The organism is Bradyrhizobium sp. JR4.3, from assembly GCF_040547695.1.
Lineage (GTDB): Bacteria > Pseudomonadota > Alphaproteobacteria > Rhizobiales > Xanthobacteraceae > Bradyrhizobium > Bradyrhizobium canariense.
Genome location: NZ_JBEPQF010000063.1, coordinates 1 through 17,610 on the forward strand (window position 1 = coordinate 1; position 17,610 = coordinate 17,610).

Sequence of the window (17,610 nt, forward strand, 5' to 3'; positions counted from 1 at the left end):
CGGCCATCCCCATAGCAGAATCGGCGACCTCATGCCGTGGCGCTTCCGCAAGGCGTCAAGCCAGGCTCAATAGGGCCCCGGCTGAGCGCTTACGCACCTCCTCATCGGGATTGAGAATAATTGTGCCCACTCGATCATAGGCGAGCCCGGCTGGCAGGGGCAGCCGCAGTTCGCCCCGCGACGCCTTCTGGCGTTCCCCTTGGTGAAGGCGCATCCGAAGCTGATGCAACTCCGCCTCGCTCATGATGCCGGACAAACCCAACAGCAGGCGGTCATGGTAGGCGCGCGGATCGTAAAGCCGCTCGCCATCCGCAATGAGCACGCCGAACACCGAGCACAGTTCGAGAAGCTGATGCCAGTCCCGGTTATTGCGGGCCAAGCGAGAAGCGTCGAGGCTCACCACGAGACCGGCGTTGCCAAGGCCGATTTCGACAATGAGCTTCTGGAAACCATGACGATCCACAGCGCCAGCACCGGATTTGCCCAGATCCTCGTCAATGACCTGGACGCGCTCCGGCGGCCAGCCCAGACCGATGGCGCGATCGACGAGGCGGTACTGCAGCTCCGTGCTCTCCTGGTGCTGGCGCACCTGGTTCACAGATGATTGCCGCACGTAGACATAGGCCAACTTCGCTCGGTGCGCAGTCGTGAGCCGCTCGTCAGCGACGTTCAAGCTGATCAGCACGATCCAGTCCCCTTCCGGGCGTGCCCGGAACCGCTTGCATTCGCCGCAGCAGCGTGGCGAGGACTTGGGCGATCTGGGTTTGCGTCGCGGTCGACAGATTCGGCCACAGGCGCGGAATCTCGGCCGTCGGACGGCCAGTTGGATTTGCCAACGTCGGCAGGGGTCGATACGCAACGCGACCTGGAAGCGGTCGGTGGGTCATCGCGAATCACCTTTCTCGTCGAGAAGTCTCAGACTCGCGCTCAAATGTTGCATCAATGGGATCAGCGTACGTGCACTGATGCGCGGCAGATCGGCGGCATTCGGGCGGGAAGTGATTGGTATCTCGCCAAGATCCGTCGACGCGATCCGAACCGCTCGCCGCCGTCCGTCCGGCAGCGCGACAACGACGTAGGCGGGACCGCGCCCCGACCGCTCCTTCAGCACCTCAAGCCGGTGCCCAAACAGAAAATGATGCGGGTCGGTGATCGTGACGTGAGACACGAACCGCTCAAGAATAGGGTTACTCTGTCGTGTTCGGTGACCCTGCTATGACGCTCGCCACCATCGATCGCCTCGTTCACCACGCCACCATCGTCGAGATGAACGTCGAAAGCTATCGCAGGCGCACCGCGCTCGAACGGAAGCGTAGTCCAGGGCGCCCCCCCTCGCATGCGACACCAAAAACACTCGCTGATTGACGCTCCGCGACAATCAGAGTGAACAAAACTCTTGCGCGCGACAATCACCGCGGCAATCATCACGTCGCCGCGACACCGACTCGCCATCCTGATTGTCGCGCGCTTCCCATCCAGATTGTCGCGCTATAGCGCGCAAGGAGCACTCGCTGCCAATCGTCGCCGCGTTAAAGCCGTGGTTCGAGAAACAGCTGTCGATGATCTCCACTGGATCAACGCTCACCGAGGACATCCGCTACGCGCTCAATCACTGGCAAGGGCTGACCCGCTTCCTCTTCGCGTTCCTGGAACGTGGGAATTGTACTATCAGGTCAAAGTTCAGGGCGAGGACACGCAGGTAATCCCCGCTGAGGGTATCGTTCACCTTCGCGGCGTGACATTGGACGGGTCGAAGACGGGCGCCTCGAGCTTGACACGAATCCGGTCGAGAACGCCCTCCGGCCAGTCTGCCTGACCAGAAAAAATGCGCTCTTCGCCGGCCATGAAGTCGGCGCCGAAAACTGGGTCCTGCTCGCGTCGGTCGTCGCGACCTGCAAGCTCAACGACGTCAACCCGGCCGCCTACATCGCCGAAACACGCGAGGCGATCATCGACGGCCATCCCCATACCAGCGTCGCTGACCTCATGCCGTAGCCATTCCGCAAAACGTCAAGCCAGCACCAATAGGGTTGCGGATAAGTGCTTACGTTTGCCCGCGCTCAAAGCGCGAATGTCGAGGGCAGTCAGTCACGGTCTTTACCTGGTCGAGATGGCCCGACCAGGCCGCTGGGCAGCCGCGACATGCGACGATGTGTTACCCGCGCTTCACGACACCCAGAATATCCCTGGCCTCGGCCGGTGTAGCAACGCTGGCTCCCATGCGCTCTATAATTCCAACCGCATTCTCAACGAGCTGGGCGTTGGATGCCAGCACGCCACGTCGAAGATAGATGTTATCCTCCAAACCAACTCGGACATGTCCGCCCAATCCCACTAGCTGTGCAACGGCGGGCATCTCGTCGGCACCGCAGCCGAAGCCAGCCCAGATAGCGCCCGAGGGCAAAATGTCTCTCATTGCCTGCATAACAATCGGCACTGCAGGGGCGCCATATCCGGTACTGAGGCACAACTGGAACAACGCGGGACTATCAACTTTACCTTCAGCGATTAGCCTTTTCGCGATTTCTATGTGGCCTAGTTCGAAGCATTCGAGTTCGGGCTTAACGCCGGCTTCGCGCATCAGCGTCGACATCTCCCGCAAGTCCGACATGCGCGCAACGAAGATGTTTTCGCCACCACATATCGTGCCACAATCGAGCGTCGCTAGCTCCGGCTGAAGCTCAATCGCATGAAGACATCGACCCATTGGAGTCTTCAGTGTACTCGTTTTTGCGATTGCTATCGGATCAAGGGACTCAATCGTCAAACCTCCGTCCATTCCGCACGTCAGATTGATTACCACGTCGGTAGCAGCGTCTCGAAGTTTCTTGACAACCTGTTCGTAAAGTTCAAGCCGATTCGACGGAGCCCCGGTATCCGGCTCCCGGACGTGAACGTGGACGATCGCAGCACCTGCTTTTGCAGCTTCCAGTGCCGCCTCTGCAATCTGTGGTGGAGTCTTCGGAATGTTCGGATGTTTCGTAAGCACCTCGGAACTTCCGCCTGTGATCGCGCACGTGACAATGACTTTTCGAGACATGAAGAACTCCTCTGTTGATACCGTGGGGACCGTCCCCGAGCCGGAGTTGAAGAACCGTCGTTGGCGGCCGTGCGCCCAAGAGTGTTGGTGTGCCAAGATCATTGACTCCACATTCGGCCGTCAGCATCGCTGCGCGCTCGATCACGCTCGAACCAAACCGTGCCCCGAGTTCTGGAGCCGATCCAAAATATCGGAATAAAGGCGGCCGAGAATTCCAATTGCCCTCAACTCGTCGAGCTGCTGTGCTCCCTAAACACCGCTCGCTCATCAATAACGTCGAACGTGACGCGGCACCGGCCAAAGAATAATGCTTCTTTTGTACGGTGGGCATCGAAAATGCAGTTCGCTCAAGGTTCGTGATTGCGGCGGCACACCGATCGTCAGTTGTTGCCCCGCCAAGCTTCAGGTAAGATCGCGCTCAACCGCCAGGCGGGAAACTCGTGGAACTGCGATTCTAGCCGATCACCATGCCAGGCGCGGTTTAGGGGCCGCAGAGCAACCGCAACATCGACTGCTTCGACAGTGTGTTCTGCTTCACCGGACGTTTCCTTCACGGGTGTTCCCGCGGCGCCACAAATACGCACGGTTCGGCTCCCTGCTCCATTGACTTGTCGGTATAGCGCTGGGCTCGCCTTCAATGTTCCGGATCCAACGTAGCTTGTGCTCGGAAACGCCATTCAGTTGTCCTAACTGCGCATCATCATTATAGCCGATGCCGGGAAGCGGATTTTCGTAATTTGATCCGACCTTTTGCACGAATTCTGTGCGCAGCTAGGCGATTGCGAAGCTTTCGGACGGACGCTTTCAAACAGTTGGCCTTCGTCGCGTCCCGATGGGAGCCCTGCTAGGTCAACGGCGTCGATCCGCTCGCTTATCTCACGGACCTCCACACAAGGACTGCACGGTCATTCAAGCCAACGATATCGCACCAACCAGTTTTTGCCGCGGGCGTACTGCGATCGACCCCTCGGACCCGCGCCGCAGCGGCCGGAAGAACTATGGCGCAAACACGGTTATGCTGACTTTTTGCTTGAAATCGGCCGTGCGAACTGGTTTGTGTCTTGGGCCCATTAGGGTGCGGCAAGAGAGCGAGCGTGCGCATGTTGGCTGGGTTCATTTCTCCAACACACGCAGAAATGCTGATCGAATGCTAGGATGTTACCCGCTTTTCAGCATACAGGCGTGACGTTCGCATTGCTTTCAGACTACGCTCTCCTTCCGCACTGCGCCGTCACGAACTGCAGCACCTAGCCAACCGCTACCTGCCATCGATCGTTCGGTCCTGATGCGGCTGCCGGCCGAACCCTGTCAGTTCGCCGATGGCGTCGTGCCCGTGTGGCGCCGGATTACCATGTCGAGATCCAGGGCACTTATTCTCCGTGCTATCCCGCCTGATCCGCGAGGTCGTCGCGGTGCGTGCCACTGAAGCTATGATCGAGGTGCTCCATCGCGGCACCCGCATCGCCAGCCACGCACGCTAGCATTACAGTTGCTTTCTTTGCGGGCTTCTGAATCCGTGGGCAACCATGATTCGAATGTCGTGGGCGCGGGCCGCATCGGTTGAGGAGACGCTTGCGTTGTCGGCGGCGTCGCTTCGAGAGATCAAGCAACGGATACGTCCGTTGTTCAATCAAGATCGTGTTGCGAGGAATGCAGGCTTGTTTCTGGAAGGCCTGCTCGGAGATGAGCAACGCAAGAGCGGTTGGATGCGCGCGGAAGCAACTGGCGATCCCGGTCCTTGGCGGCAACAGGCGATCCTGGGTCGCAGGGATTGGGATGCCGATGGTCTGCGCGATATCGTCCGCGATTATGTCATCGAGCATTTGGCGGATGACGATGCGGTGCTCGTGATCGACGAGACCGGCTTTCTCAAGCAAGGCAAGGCGTCGTGCGGGGTGGCGCGGCAATACACTGGTTCGGCAGGCAAGATCACGAACTGCCAGATCGGCGTCTTCGCCGCCTACGTGTCGCGCCACGGTCATGCGTTCATCGATCGCGCGCTGTATCTTCCGAAGGAATGGACCGACGATCCGGATCGTCTGGAAACCGCATATGTGCCTGCCGATGTCGGCTTTGCGACCAAACCAAAGCTTGCGACGAGCATGATCGGACGCGCGATAGCCGCATCTGTACCATTCAGGTGGGTTGCGGGTGATACAGTCTACGGCGTTGGCGACATCGAACAGCAATTACGTCGGGCAGGCAAAGGCTACGTGCTTGGGGTCAGCAGCGCTCATGTGTTTCGATCCTGGGGCAAACGACCGCCGGTCGCCGGTACGGCCGCAGACATCGCCCGGACGCGGCGCTCGTCCGACTGGAAGCGCTTGTCGGCGGGAGCCGGAACCAAAGGGCCGCGGCTGCACGATTGGTGTTATCTCGAATTGGCCGATCTCGAGGCCGAGCAGTTCAACAGTGCAAATGACGGTTTGTGGACACGCGGTCTACTGATCCGTCGTCGCATCGCCGATGATGACCTCGCCTTCTTCACCACCTGGTGCCCAGCGGGAACAGCCATTGAAACGCTGGTCGCGGTCGAAGGCCATCGATGGGCGATCGAGGACAGCTTTGAAACCGCGAAAAACGAGTTCGGGCTCGATCACAACGAGAGCAGATCCTGGCATGGCTGGCACCGTCATGTGTCCTTGGTGATGCTCGCCTTCGCCATGATGGCCGCGATCCGACATCGCGCTAATCCGCCACCGCCCAAAAAAACGAAACGGCGCCCCCCGGCAAAAGCCAAGGCATAACCCCCCACCACTGATCCGTTGGTCAATCCAGGAAATCCGCCGCATTGCTATCAGACTTGCGCGAAAGCGGATTCAACCCGCACGCATCATCGCATGGTCTTTCTGGCGCAGAGTTCACCAGGCTGCCGCTCAACGCGCCCACTTCAAATCAAAAAAGCAACTGCAATGCTAGGGTCTGTGGGGAGTCATCTAGAGTTTATCACGGCTGCGGCCAGATGGATCATTGAGGCGAAGCTCTGATCGGTCTTGTCGGCGCGCATTGCGATGCGCTTGAATTCCTTGAGCTTGCCGAAGAAGTTTTCGACGAGATGCCGCCATTTGTACATCTCCTTGTCGATGGCGAGAGGCTTCGCCCGACGCGGATGCTGATAGATGACAGCCTTGGCGCCGCGCGCGTCGAGTTCGGCAATGATGGCGTTACTGTCGAATGCTTTGTCCGCAATCAACGCGTCGAAGGTCAATCCCTCGATGAGCGGCGGCACACCCACCGTGTCGAAGCGCTGTCCGGGCAGCAGCACGAAGCGCACGAGATTGCCAAGCGCATCAGTGAGCGCCAGGATTTTGGTGGTCATGCCACCTTTCGAACGGCCGATCGCTTGGTTTTGGGTCCCCTTTTGCGCCCTGTCCGTGGCGGTGGACCTCGACGATGGTGGCGTCGACCATGGTGTACTCCATGTCGGGATCGTCGGAGACAGCGTCGACGCTTACGATCAAATCACGAACAGCTCGCGTGGCAGCTTCGTGAATGGTTCGCCGCCGCCGTCGGTTACGCGGAAGGTTTCGCTGATCACGTAGCCGGTGTCTTCGTCGATCCAGTTTCCAAGCATGAGGTGAAAGGTCATATTCGGCTTTAGAACCGTCATATCACCCTCTTTCAGGCTGGCCGTCGGTTCTGTCCAATCAATACCAACGGCGTAGCCGCACCGGGATTCCTTTTCAAAGCCGTGCTTCTTCAGCGTGGTATTGAACGCTGCCGCGACGTCGGTACAGGTCCGTCCGGTCTTGGCGGCGGCAAGGGCCGCCTCCAAACCAGCGACCTCTCCTTCATGCAGCCGCCGTATTTTGTCGGACGGCTTGCCAATTGACAATGTACGCATCAATGGGGAGGTATATCCGTGTCGAACACCGCTGAGTTCGAGGTTGATCTGCGATCCCTGTTGGAAGACGTCCTCAGTCCAGCGAATGTGACATGTAGAGGTGCGCGGTGTCGCGCACAGATAAAAACTCGCAACATCGGTGCCCGGCTTACCGTTGGCGCCGCGCACGAGTGCTGCAATGATCTCTGCCGATGCATCGGCTTCGCGCACACCTGATCGAATAACCTCCTTCGCTTTGAGCATACCCGCATCGGAGATCGCGGCGGCTTCGCGCATCAGTGCGATTTCCAGATCCGACTTCAGGCCTCGCATCCAGGTAACGGCGTTTGTGCAATCAATAATTCTCGCTTCAGCGGCACGAGACTTGAACTTTTCAACCGTCAATGCCGGTAAGAACTTCGCTTCAAGACCGATCGCCTTGCGGCCCACACCCTTGTCCAGCATGAACTCAATGATCGCGTCATATCCATCCCGTTCGGGGTTGGCGATGAGGGCTTCCGGGTAGCCAATCACATTGCCACGATCGATAAACATCTGATGAATTGCAGCCGGTCCGTCCATGCGACGCGTAATGAAGGTCGGCTCCTCATCCTTAAGAGAGACGACCAAGCCTTGGGGCACATACCCGGATTTTGACGTATATCCCGAGAGGTAGGTAATGTTCGCTGGAGTTGTGACCACCAGGACTTCAATTTCCCTGAGCTTCATCTCCGCCTTAACGGCAGTCAATCTTCTCAGATATTCAGATCGCGGGAACGGTTGCGAGCCTTTGGCCATTGACATGATTTCAACTCCTTGAGTGAGGTTGTGGTCGTTAGGACGTGTTCTTGATCAGGCCGCCTTGAGTGCAGTCGTGCAGAGAAGTACACGCTTCCCGCGCTCACGTGGAGAGCTTGTGGCCTGCCGCAACTCGTTGAATGATGAAATCGCAATCCAGCCGTCAGTCAGTTCAATGAGAGCGCCGGTCGTTAACGATTCGAAGGCGTTATATTTTTGGCGGGGGTCGATCATGGAGGCCACTACGAACTCAGCTGTCCCAAGCAGTAACAAACCATCAGTTCGGCTTTCTGACCGAGTATTCCCTCAGATGCTCCAACGCTGGCGTGTGTACGCCGGAGTGCTTGCTGCCGAAGTCCGAACAGTGATGGACGGCGCGCAGCCGGCGTCAGACCGGAACCGTCGCTGTCGCCCGGCCGGAGAGGCGACTTGTTGCGAGAACGGCTATTTTCATTCATGGCCTCGAGGGCTGATCGCAGAAACCGTCTGCCCATGGCAGTTTCGCTGACGAGAGCAGGTGCGCCGATTGCGTAACACGACTCATGTTGCCGCCAACCGCTCCGCATGGAGAGAGGCGTGTTGATGGAGACGCCCTCTTGGGCACCCGAAAGCACACTGTTCGAGACTGTTTCCATGATTATTCCGCCGCCATGCCAAGCCTTGAATTCATAGCAGACTACACCAACGGATGGCATCGACAGGCCCAGCACCAACGCAGCAAAACTGCAATATTGCTGCCGAATGCGCACTCTTGCGCGACGTTTTTCGCGCGCGGACCGCTTGAGATATTCGCCTCGTCGGAAGATTTCTTCTCCAGGTGACGACCGCGGCAGGGCGAACCCGAAAAAGGGCAGGGCGGCAGAACCGTTGGGCCAGGCGCACTGTCGCTGAACGTCACTAACCTCTCAGCTCTTTGGTCATTCTCTCGCCCAACGCTGGGCCTTGCTCCATGAAGATCTTCCAGTCAATCGGCTTCTTCAATGCCGCGCGGTCTCGAGAGTTGATCAGGATATCGGCCGCGAGTTCACCAAGCGCCACATCCGTGGTGGGGCCGTAGCGGAGCGCGTAGGCGAGGGCCGCCTCCCTGTTCCGGCATCCGTGCACGATGTTCGTGTACGAGGTGACGGCGTAAATGCCCTCTCGCGCGATGACGGTTTGAAGCGGGATGCCCGACTTACGTGCCTCGTACGCTCGACCTTCCCACAACGTGCCTGCCTCCGCTTCTCCTTGGGTGAACGCCTGGAGTTGGCTGACGGAGCTGGGAGGCGTGGCCACAATGTTCTCTTTGGCTGCTGCAATGATTTTAAAAGCGGGCTCCATATTGGCCAGAGACCCGCCGTTGCCTTCAGCAAGAGCGAGCAATACCATCCACCCTGTGTAAGCGTTTGCAGGCATGGTCGACACCTTGCCCCTCAAGTCGGGCCGCGCGATGTCTGAAAACGAGGTAAGCGGCTGCTTGATCGTATTGGAATTATAGACAGGCACGATCGACGCGACGCTGAATGGCGCGCCGTAGTCGCCAAATTCACGGAAGCCGGAAAGGACACGCGAAAGATTGGGGGCATCGGAGGCAGTGATGCCCTCCAATATCCCGCCCGCAATGGCCTGAGGCACGAGTGGGCTGTCGGCCATGAACAGATCAATGTGCGGATTGCCCTTGTTCGATATGAGCTTCGCCAGATCGGCGGACGTACTTGAGGGAATATATTCAATTTTGAGGCCGGTGCCTTCTTCAAGCGGCTTTGCCACGCCCTGAATGAGGGCCTTGTCATAATTGCATCCATAACCGTTGATACGAAGCGTCACTCCAGAAAATTTCTTCTGCTGAGCCTGTACCGCTGGCGCGGCTATTACGCCGAGGGCCGAACCGGCGCCGAGTGCGAGAAAGTCCCGTCTTCTCATGAACTGCTCCTATGTCATTCACTGCTGTAGGAAGAACTGACCGGCGCGCGGCCAATCCGCCCGAAAGTTCGTTAACTCGGGGGCACAAAACGGACGTTGCTGGAGTCAATAGCAATGTGGAGCTGCTCCCCGGGCTTGGGCTTCTGGCCAACCGCAAATTGCGTATCCATGATGATTCTGGAGCCATTTAGCCGAAAGCTGCAGCCGGGTCACAGCACCGTGATAATGCGTGCCTTCGATCGTAGCCTGGCGCGCGAGCACCCCGGGGAGCTCGTGTGACTTCTTGACGTTCTCGGGCCTGATAACAGCCGTAGCTCTTCGTGGTGGGCCACAAGCTGGCAGGGTCAATCCGCCCTCAGTTCTAAATTCGTGTCCGACAACATCTCCTTCCAAAAGCGTGCATCGGCCGATGAACTCCGCAACGAACCGCGTCAGGTGCTGCAGCTCGACACGCCGCAGCATATCCTGAACGCGACCTGACCTCTCTTGCCTCTTCATTCCTATATTAGTGAGGCCGTATTCCACGTTCTTGGCGACTGTCATATGCGGAAACAGCGTGTAGTTCTGAAAGACGATACCGACGTCGCGTCTGTATGCCGGAACGTACGTCACGTCCTCGTCTTCGATCATGATCTCCCCGCGTGTTGGCTGAATAAACCCGGCCAGCATGCGGAGCGTCGTGGTCTTGCCGCATCCCGAGGGGCCGAGAAGACAAACCAGCTCGCCACGGCGGATCTCAAGCGAAAAGTCGGGCACAACCGTAACTGTGCCGTAATCCTTGCGAAGATTACGAAACGAAACGATTGTTTCGCGCTCGACGGCGCGCACAACCGCGTCTTGTGCATGAATTTGCTTGCTGCTCCTCAGATGACGGACCTTGGCCCCGAGAGGCGGTCGGCGATCAAAATGGCAACCAGTGTGATGACAATGACGACCGAAGATACGGCGGCAACAAGCGGATCGAACGTTTGTTCAACATAAGCCAACACCTGAACGGGAAGGGTGACATTGCCGCCGGCACCCAAAAATACCGACAGGTTGACGTTTGCGAAGGAAGTGACGAATGCAAACACACCCGCAGAGATGATACCTGGTGCGAGCAGCGGGATCGTTATTGTCCTGAGAACCTTCATCGGCTTTGCCCGCAAGCTCATTGCCGCCTGCTCGAGATCTTGGTCAAACAACACCATGCTAGCTGACAAGGTGCGGACGACAAACGGCAGCGTCACGACCACATGACCAATGACCAGGCCGACAAACGTCTGACTGTGACGTTCGATAGCCAATGCGGCGGCGAAACCAATCAGGAGGGACAAGACTGTCGCAATGGTTGCCAGCTTGAGACTTAGAGCCAGCGAGTCAATGAAAAGCGAACTCTCCCAAAATGCGGAATACCAACGCAAAGAAAGTCCACTCGGCGGGAATCGCATCTCGTCGCCCGACGTAAAGGATGTCGCGACCACCACGATGGCTGGTAATGTGAGCGCAACGTACACGAGCCCACAAACAATCTTGACTAGCCCGCCAAGTGCTCTATCCAGAATATCAGGGAGCATAGAGCCCTCGCGTGAGTGGACGAATGATCGTCAAGTTTAAGGCCACCATCACTCCGAATCCAACGGCGAGCAGAATGAAAGCCATTGCGGCGCCAAATGGCCAGTTCGATGTGGACAGGATTTGATCGTAAACAAATTCCCCGAGCATTTGAGCACGAGGTCCGCCAACGAGCCGCGGCGTTACAAATGCGGAAACGCCCATCACAAAAATCAGCGACAATCCCGCCAAAATGCCCGGCGTCGAAAGAGGCATAATGACCTTTATGAATGTTCGCGCGCGGTTTGCGCGCAGACTTGTTGAAGCTTGCTCGAGAACCGGATCTATTTGCATGACAACATTCATGACAGAAAGGGCAGAAATTGCTGAATCAGCACAATGACCACGGCAGTTCGGTTGAACAGGAGCTGCTGCGGGCGCGGTACAATCCTCAGTCCGACAAGAATGTCATTCACAACGCCTTGTCGACCGAGCAGCACGAGCCAGCCAAAAATAACGACGACCAGGCTCAACGTCAGTGGAACAATCACCATCAGCATTAGCAGGCGGCGTTTTGGCGGAGGATGGCGGGCCAGGGAATAACCGACCGGAAAGCCGAGGACCAAGCATCCCAGGCAGACAATCAGTGCATACGCGACGGTCTCTCCAAGCACGGATAGGTACAGCGAATTGCCGAAAAACTTTGCGTATTGAGCGAGCGAGTAGCCTTCCGCCCCGATGCTGGTGGTGCCAGGGTAGAGGCTTATCCTCAACACGAGGACGGCGGGAATCAAAAGAAAGACAACAAGCATAAGGAGCGCCGGGGCCAGGAGGAACAACCGGTACTGCTTTTTGCTTCCCAACTCTGTTTTGGAGGATTTCATCCCATCCCTCAGAGAAGCTATTGAACAGATGGCTCGGCCGTCCGCCCGCGGTTATGAAGTACAGAAAACGTTTCGGCTGGCCTGCTAAGTTCCGTCCTTCCAGGCTAACCGAGGTCCTCGACGCAATCCGCCAATATCGACGGAAATGTCGCATTAATTCTGCACGTTTGCTCTGTAAGCACTCGAATTGGGCCAGGTGAAGGAGCATTTGGCAGAGCGTTCGCAGAAGACGCCGCGCACCGGCTACGTTCGAGCTAGCTATCACCAATGTTAGCACAAGCGGAACTCCGTCGAGTCGGCAGGGCCTCGTTCTTGCGCTTTCAACAGCACAAACAGAGCCTGTCGTAAACCTCCGACACACCAGTCCCGCCGTAATCCGCGCAAGACGCGGTGACCGCACTGAATGCAAACCGATCAAATCACCACGTCATTTTGGGTCGACCATCCACCCGTGCGCCTGGGTGCGTCCGTCAACTATCCAAGCTCGCGATTGCTTGAGCCCATAGAATTGTATCATGTATTACTTGGCGTTCCCCGCACCACTGCTTGATGACGAGAACCGCGCTTACCAGGGATTCTCGGATCGCTTCTGCTGTTCGCTGGCATTAGCTTGCCGCCCACTGGCTTGGTGAGCGTGCATCAAGGCACAGCTTGATCGGAGGCCAATTGATTTCGCGCTCTGATGTTGCGAAGAGTGCAGACGCCACGCCCGCCTGTTGAGCAATGAACAGGCCCACCAACAAGGCGGACAAGAGCGGCGCGACTAGTCAACTTCAAAAGGGGGATCCGCCATGCAGCGCAATGGTGAAATGGCCCTCGGACTCTATGTGGCAGGACATCAGAAGGCGCATGGCGCGATCCGAACGTACGGTCGAATGACGCTGATGATATCGATCACTATGCTCATCTGGCAGCACTTGCCGGAAGCGCGGCATTCCACTTCGTATTATCCGATAGCCAAGCGCGATTGAAAACGATCTCGCAAGCGTGGCACGTGTAAGCCGAAACGATACATTCGAACCAATCACGCTGTTGTCAGCCCTCTCGTCGAGAACTTAAGACGTCGGTCTTGTCGCGACAACGACATACGATCGGACCTACCATCTTGCAAGCATGTTCGCCTCACTTGACTGTCGCAGGCCGCGCGGCCTGGGACATCGTTACCTTAGGCTACAAGTTCGAAGCGCCTAATTCAGTGAAGACGGACTTCCAGATCACGACAGCGCAATACTCGAGCGGGAGAATTCGTATAAATTGCAAAAGGGGCTTTGGGACAGCTGGGAGATCGAGCCTTGATTTGCGAAGGATATTGACATTTACGCCGACACGACGAAGCTTCATTTGCTGAACCACCGGGGAATTTTTTCCTCGGTCAGAGTCCCACGAAATGTTGCGAGACGTCTAGGTTGAAGCTGGCGCATCAGTTGCAGGAATCCAGTCCTCGACCAGGCCGAGACCGACGTGCTCGCCTACACGACGTTCCCGCGGCGGCATCGCACCGAGCTGCACTCCACCAACCCGATCGAACGCCTCAACGGCGAGATCAGGCGGCGGACCGAGGTGGTTGGCATCTTCCCCAAGGAGGATGCCATCGTCCGCGTCATCGGAGCGATCCTGCTCGAACAGAGCCGTTGAGCGATGATTCGACCTCAGCCTCACGCCTATCACGGCCAACCTTGACAGCTCCTGCGCGCGACGACGTTAGCGAAGCTTGACGGGCTGTCAAGGTATGGCCTGGCAAGCTCGGAGCATTGCCAGCGGCGCGGGCTCGAAACCAGCGCGCCAAGGTCGCTGTCCTTCTGGACGATGAGAAATCGCCACGCCAATTGGATCGTGCCTCGTCGAGCCCGAGCGTTGCCGGAACGGATCAGCCCTTTATCCGGCGTTTTCTGCCGCTCTCGTCGGGCGAGCCCGTGAGGCAAGCATAACGAGCTACAGCCCGTCGATCGCGCATGCTTCGCGACAGTACTTCCTGCACCAGCATTTCGGCCAGCTTCCTTGCTCGATCTCAAAGGCCAGCCGACCGGCCCGGCTCTCGCCGGCGGAACGCCGTGATCTACCGCCAGCTACACCACGCCACGGGACACGATCGCTGATTTGGTAGTCAACCTGGCGCAAAGCTAGGTTCACAGCTTCACAGTCGCTGAGGCAACAGCTGGTACTCCCAACCCTTGCCCCGGACTGCGCTCACTCACTTGAGCGTGGCCCCATTGTCGGAAAGCCAACAGCGGAGCATGTATTGACAGCTTGCGCCGCATTAACCTAAGGCCGCAGCGAGGGCCCGCTCACAACGTCTCTTTTGTTCTTGCGAGTTCATCTTCGGAGAGCATCTTCGTTCCGATTATGCCTTCCCTCGCCAACTGCACGATTTCTTCGTCGGAGAGCCCGAGCAGCCCTGATAGAATTTCTCGGTTGTGTTGTCCAAGTGTCGGTGCCGGTGTGCGGATGGGATAGGGCTTTGCGCCTTCACGAATCGGCATCGAGGGCTGCGGATGCAAGCCTATGAAGGCGCGTTCGATCTGCTGCAGAAATCCGCGCGAGCCGAGATGCCGATCATTGAGCAGATCAATTGGCAGTCTGGCCACGCCGGCCGCCACCTTGGCGGCCTGCAACTCGGTCATTGCCTGGTCCGCATCGCGGGTGATCGTCCACTCTTCGACAGATTTCTCCACCAGATGCTCGATAGCCCGGCGACCGTCCGCACAGTTCAGCGATGCGTCTGCGGCCCAATCCGACCGCCCAATGACGGTCGCGAGCCTCCGCCACATCTCGGCATCCGTCGCAGCTATCACGACCCAGTTATCATCGCCTGCGCACCGAAAGCAGCCATGCGGCACGAACTGCGGATGTCGATTACCATACCTTGGCGGCGCCTTACCGTCGATCGAGTGAACGGTGAGCCATGGTGCTAAAAACGGAAGCATGCACTCGATCTGTGCCAGATCTATGAACTGCCCTTGTCCCGTCTTCCGCGCGTGGATGAGCGCAGTCAGAACTGCAGCACAACCGTTCAGCCCGCCGACGGCATCGCCGAACGCAATATGGCTCATCACCGGCGGCCCGTCCTCGTTTCCGATCACACTCGGCAACCCCGAGCCCTGCTCGAGGGTTGAGCCGTAGGCGCGGCAATTGCGATGAGCGCTGTTCGAGCCAAAGGCTGACATAGACATCATAACTAGTCGAGGATTGAGCTTTCTAAGCACCTCGTAGCCGAGCCCAAGCTTCGGCAGCACATCGACCGAATAGTTGCCGACCACGATATCGGCTCCCGCTACTAATCGCTTAGCGAGACCCAGGCCTTGCGACCGCCTCAGGTCGAGTGTAATGCCGCGTTTGTTCCGGTTCATGATGCAGAAACTCGGCATCATCTCATACATTTGACCGTCCACATAGTCAGGGGCCCGATCAACGCCACGCCACCAGTCCGGGTACTGGATGGCTTCGATCTTGATGACGTCTGCACCGAGGTCGGCCAATATGCGAGTACACAACGGCCCAGCCCAACCCATCGAGAAGTCAATCACGCGAACCTCCCGCAACAGCTGTCTATCCGCGGCGACGTAATCGGACGAACCAGGCACGGTTTCGGTCACGTGAGTTCGCGTATTCGCGAAAGCCTGCTGCTCCCCTGGAGCCGGCACTTTACCGCCGATGCGAGGTGGTGTCGATCTCAGCCGCTGCATCGCGCCCGCGGTCAGGCCCTCCTCTGTGCCAAGCCGAACGGGGACGATTGCGGCACGTATCTTCTTCTCTCTATGCTCCAAGAGATCTGATATCTCGGGTATAGGTACAATCGGGATCTTACGCTCTAGCCCCTCAGCAAACCACTCCGGCGCTGTTCGCTTCTTCAACCTCGGCACGATCTGTTGTTCAATCTGTTCCATACGTTGGAGGCGGGCTTTGTTGAGGATCAGATCCGGATCATCGCGCAGTTCGGGCAGGCCGAGCATGTCGCAGAATGCGATCCACTGTGCGGGCGTGAGCGTCGTAACGCCGAGCCATCCTTTTTTGGTCTCATAAATGCCGGCCGGAAAAGTCGGCCAAAACCGATTGATGCCTATTCGGCGCATTAGGTCGCCGTGCGCGATCGCCTCGAACATATGATACTCGGAAAGAGTGATACTCGACTCGAAAATACTGAGCGACCATGACCGCCCCTCAAGGCCTTTCGCTCGAGCGATCACCGAACATGTCGCAGCGATGAAGCCCCACAAGCCGGCTAGGATGCCGGTTTGGAAATCCGGTGCATGCAAAGGCGGGCCCTCAACCGGTCCAACCAGCTTCACGAGACCTGCGAGGGCGCGGACCGTTGAGTCCGTTGCGGCGAACCTCGCATAAGGCCCCTCTCGGCCGAACCAGCTTGTTTCAAGGTGAATCAACCCGGGGCACCGCCCACGGACCGCGGCAATATCAACGGACGGACAATCCGCATTATCAACTTCGCGGCCATCGATCAGAATGTCGCAACCTTCGATCAGTTCGTTCAACCGCATGATCGCATCCGCGTCAGCCGCATCGATGATGACGCTCGATTTGTTGAAATTCAGGAACGCGAACCAAGCGCTCTGGCCGGCCGCTGTCATCGGCGCGCTACGACGAAGTGGGTCCCCTGCTGGTGCTTCGATCTTCTGAACATCGGCACCGAAGTCCGCAAACAACCGCGCGCAATAGCTAGCTGCCGCCGAGCTACCTATCTCGATCGCTCGCAGGTGCGACAACACTCCCATCGCGGCCTCCGTATTTTCGAGCGAGCTCACGTTTAAGATATCAACCTGGGGCTGCATGAGGGGGCGCTCCTTACTAAAAAGCCATGCACAAGCCCTTGCGATTGCCTCAAGCAGCTTGCTAACGATTTCGATATGATGCAGCATTCCACGTAGACGTTCGCCGACATAGACTGTGCATCTTTTCTCTGGCAGCGTTGTTCGCGCTGTCGGTCCGCAGGATAGTGCGACTGGACGGGATCGCGCCGAATCGAACCTGCTATGACAACGGTTGCGGATAACAGCGTGCTTCGGTCGGAGTACGCGATCAACCACTCAACTTCAGAACAACTACCATCGACTGTCTCGCTCAGGCAGCTACCAAATGAGGCGGTCCAGCACTGAAAGCTGCATCATGTCTCCGGCGAGCCTGCACGCGCGACGATCCGTGTCGACGCGACCTCTCATTCGGTTCGCTACCATAGTAGGATGGGCGACCGGTTCTCATGGTGAGTTCGCTGATGACCCACTTGGGCGAATCCCTGTCAGCGTACCGTCTAGCGGATTACTCGCACCGATACTGTTCTCATGAACTCCTGGATAAGGACGGTTATGAACGCTGACCTACATTGGGGATTCAGCTCGCCGTCATCGCAGGCGCGCGGCTGCTCTCGACCGGCAAACGCAGGCCTGAGCGCCTCTGTCGATCGCAACGGTAGCGTTTGCTCGCGCACATTCGAACGGCGGCTGTCGGACTTGCATGCCATAGTTTTGGCAACTGGTTGTGGTCATCGAGACGACGCCAGTTTTTCTGGGCGTCCTCGACCAGTTTGAAGACCATCGCGAGCGCGGTCTTGTTGGATAGGCAGCCCTTCCAGCGGATGGTGCGGTGGCGCACGGTGGCGAAGGTGCTTTCGATGGGGTTGG

The 17,610-nt window shown here is 57.9% G+C and carries 14 protein-coding genes and 7 pseudogenes; 7 read left to right on the forward strand and 14 right to left on the reverse strand.

From position 1 onward, the window contains the following. Positions 1–55: 55 nt before the first annotated feature. Both ABIB91_RS40520 and ABIB91_RS40525 read right to left on the reverse strand, forming a co-directional pair. Positions 56–685, reverse strand: coding sequence for a recombinase family protein (locus ABIB91_RS40520; RefSeq protein WP_354172711.1), 630 nt, complete (start codon positions 683–685; stop codon positions 56–58). Positions 686–883: 198 nt separating this feature from the next. Further along, on the reverse strand, positions 884–1,168 hold the full coding sequence (locus ABIB91_RS40525) for a hypothetical protein (RefSeq protein ID WP_354172709.1): 285 nt from the start codon (positions 1,166–1,168) through the stop codon (positions 884–886). Between the two features lie 20 nt (positions 1,169–1,188). Between ABIB91_RS40525 and ABIB91_RS40530 the strand changes: the two are divergent. The 3 pseudogenes from ABIB91_RS40530 to ABIB91_RS40540 all read left to right on the forward strand — a co-directional run. Next, a pseudogene (locus ABIB91_RS40530) lies at positions 1,189–1,365 on the forward strand (ATP-binding protein); the annotation flags it as partial. A 152-nt stretch (positions 1,366–1,517) separates the two neighbouring features. Continuing rightward, a pseudogene (locus ABIB91_RS40535) lies at positions 1,518–1,637 on the forward strand (IS66 family transposase); the annotation flags it as partial. Positions 1,638–1,752: 115 nt separating this feature from the next. Continuing rightward, positions 1,753–1,995 (forward strand): annotated as a pseudogene (locus tag ABIB91_RS40540) (IS66 family transposase); the annotation flags it as partial. Positions 1,996–2,155: 160 nt separating this feature from the next. On the opposite strand, the gene ABIB91_RS40545 reads toward ABIB91_RS40540, so the two are convergent. After that, a complete protein-coding gene (locus ABIB91_RS40545) occupies positions 2,156–3,040 on the reverse strand; it encodes a beta-keto acid cleavage family enzyme (protein ID WP_354172707.1) in 885 nt (294 codons plus the stop codon). A gap of 1,319 nt (positions 3,041–4,359) precedes the next feature. Between ABIB91_RS40545 and ABIB91_RS41920 the strand changes: the two genes are divergently transcribed. Both ABIB91_RS41920 and ABIB91_RS40550 read left to right on the forward strand, forming a co-directional pair. Next, a complete protein-coding gene (locus ABIB91_RS41920) occupies positions 4,360–4,521 on the forward strand; it encodes a Mu transposase domain-containing protein (protein WP_502917094.1) in 162 nt (53 codons plus the stop codon). 45 nt (positions 4,522–4,566) lie between these two features. Beyond that, positions 4,567–5,787, forward strand: coding sequence for an IS701 family transposase (locus ABIB91_RS40550; protein WP_354172705.1), 1,221 nt, complete (start codon positions 4,567–4,569; stop codon positions 5,785–5,787). A 185-nt stretch (positions 5,788–5,972) separates the two neighbouring features. On the opposite strand, the pseudogene ABIB91_RS40555 reads toward ABIB91_RS40550, so the two are convergent. The 8 genes and pseudogenes from ABIB91_RS40555 to ABIB91_RS40590 form a co-directional block, all read right to left on the reverse strand. After that, positions 5,973–6,483 (reverse strand): annotated as a pseudogene (locus tag ABIB91_RS40555) (IS5 family transposase); the annotation flags it as partial. Between the two features lie 14 nt (positions 6,484–6,497). Then, positions 6,498–7,667 carry a M24 family metallopeptidase gene (locus tag ABIB91_RS40560; protein ID WP_354172703.1) on the reverse strand — a complete coding sequence of 390 codons (1,170 nt, stop codon included), beginning with the start codon at positions 7,665–7,667 and terminating at the stop codon, positions 6,498–6,500. Positions 7,668–7,715: 48 nt separating this feature from the next. Then, positions 7,716–7,895, reverse strand: coding sequence for a hypothetical protein (locus ABIB91_RS40565; RefSeq protein ID WP_354172701.1), 180 nt, complete (start codon positions 7,893–7,895; stop codon positions 7,716–7,718). A gap of 663 nt (positions 7,896–8,558) precedes the next feature. Beyond that, positions 8,559–9,563, reverse strand: a complete 1,005-nt coding sequence (locus ABIB91_RS40570; RefSeq protein WP_354172699.1) for an extracellular solute-binding protein — start codon at positions 9,561–9,563, stop codon at positions 8,559–8,561. Positions 9,564–9,668: 105 nt separating this feature from the next. Beyond that, positions 9,669–10,391 (reverse strand): ABC transporter ATP-binding protein, encoded by a 723-nt coding sequence (locus ABIB91_RS40575; protein ID WP_354172697.1) that lies wholly within the window; start codon positions 10,389–10,391, stop codon positions 9,669–9,671. Between the two features lie 35 nt (positions 10,392–10,426). Then, positions 10,427–11,119, reverse strand: a complete 693-nt coding sequence (locus tag ABIB91_RS40580) for an ABC transporter permease (RefSeq protein WP_354172695.1) — start codon at positions 11,117–11,119, stop codon at positions 10,427–10,429. Continuing rightward, the gene (locus tag ABIB91_RS40585) at positions 11,109–11,450 is read right to left on the reverse strand and encodes an ABC transporter permease (RefSeq protein WP_354172693.1); all 342 of its coding nucleotides are present in this window, start codon (positions 11,448–11,450) and stop codon (positions 11,109–11,111) included. The genes ABIB91_RS40580 and ABIB91_RS40585 overlap by 11 nt, the downstream gene beginning before the upstream one ends. 8 nt (positions 11,451–11,458) lie before the next feature. After that, positions 11,459–11,980: an ABC transporter permease gene (locus ABIB91_RS40590; RefSeq protein ID WP_354172691.1), complete on the reverse strand. Its 522-nt coding sequence runs from the start codon at positions 11,978–11,980 to the stop codon at positions 11,459–11,461. Between the two features lie 791 nt (positions 11,981–12,771). Here ABIB91_RS40590 and ABIB91_RS40595 point away from each other — a divergent pair. Then, positions 12,772–12,951 carry a hypothetical protein gene (locus tag ABIB91_RS40595; protein WP_354172689.1) on the forward strand — a complete coding sequence of 60 codons (180 nt, stop codon included), beginning with the start codon at positions 12,772–12,774 and terminating at the stop codon, positions 12,949–12,951. A 469-nt stretch (positions 12,952–13,420) separates the two neighbouring features. Further along, positions 13,421–13,609 (forward strand): annotated as a pseudogene (locus ABIB91_RS40600) (transposase); the annotation flags it as partial. A 132-nt stretch (positions 13,610–13,741) separates the two neighbouring features. Here ABIB91_RS40600 and ABIB91_RS41925 read toward each other — a convergent pair. From ABIB91_RS41925 to ABIB91_RS40610, 3 genes and pseudogenes are all read right to left on the reverse strand, one after another. Beyond that, positions 13,742–13,970, reverse strand: a pseudogene (locus ABIB91_RS41925) (transposase); the annotation flags it as partial. 295 nt (positions 13,971–14,265) lie between these two features. Then, positions 14,266–16,851, reverse strand: a complete 2,586-nt coding sequence (locus tag ABIB91_RS40605; protein ID WP_354172687.1) for a CaiB/BaiF CoA-transferase family protein — start codon at positions 16,849–16,851, stop codon at positions 14,266–14,268. Positions 16,852–17,320: 469 nt separating this feature from the next. Beyond that, a pseudogene (locus ABIB91_RS40610) lies at positions 17,321–17,610 on the reverse strand (hypothetical protein); the annotation flags it as partial.

Coding starts and splice junctions, on each gene's coding strand:
- ABIB91_RS40545 (WP_354172707.1), bottom strand. CDS start 3,040: ATGTCTCGAAAAGTCATTGTCACGTGCGCGATCACAGGCGGAAGTTCC.
- ABIB91_RS41920 (WP_502917094.1), top strand. CDS start 4,360: ATGGCGTCGTGCCCGTGTGGCGCCGGATTACCATGTCGAGATCCAGGG.
- ABIB91_RS40550 (WP_354172705.1), top strand. CDS start 4,567: ATGATTCGAATGTCGTGGGCGCGGGCCGCATCGGTTGAGGAGACGCTT.
- ABIB91_RS40560 (WP_354172703.1), bottom strand. CDS start 7,667: ATGTCAATGGCCAAAGGCTCGCAACCGTTCCCGCGATCTGAATATCTG.
- ABIB91_RS40565 (WP_354172701.1), bottom strand. CDS start 7,895: ATGATCGACCCCCGCCAAAAATATAACGCCTTCGAATCGTTAACGACC.
- ABIB91_RS40570 (WP_354172699.1), bottom strand. CDS start 9,563: ATGAGAAGACGGGACTTTCTCGCACTCGGCGCCGGTTCGGCCCTCGGC.
- ABIB91_RS40580 (WP_354172695.1), bottom strand. CDS start 11,119: ATGCTCCCTGATATTCTGGATAGAGCACTTGGCGGGCTAGTCAAGATT.
- ABIB91_RS40585 (WP_354172693.1), bottom strand. CDS start 11,450: ATGCAAATAGATCCGGTTCTCGAGCAAGCTTCAACAAGTCTGCGCGCA.
- ABIB91_RS40590 (WP_354172691.1), bottom strand. CDS start 11,980: ATGAAATCCTCCAAAACAGAGTTGGGAAGCAAAAAGCAGTACCGGTTG.
- ABIB91_RS40595 (WP_354172689.1), top strand. CDS start 12,772: ATGCAGCGCAATGGTGAAATGGCCCTCGGACTCTATGTGGCAGGACAT.
- ABIB91_RS40605 (WP_354172687.1), bottom strand. CDS start 16,851: ATGCTGCATCATATCGAAATCGTTAGCAAGCTGCTTGAGGCAATCGCA.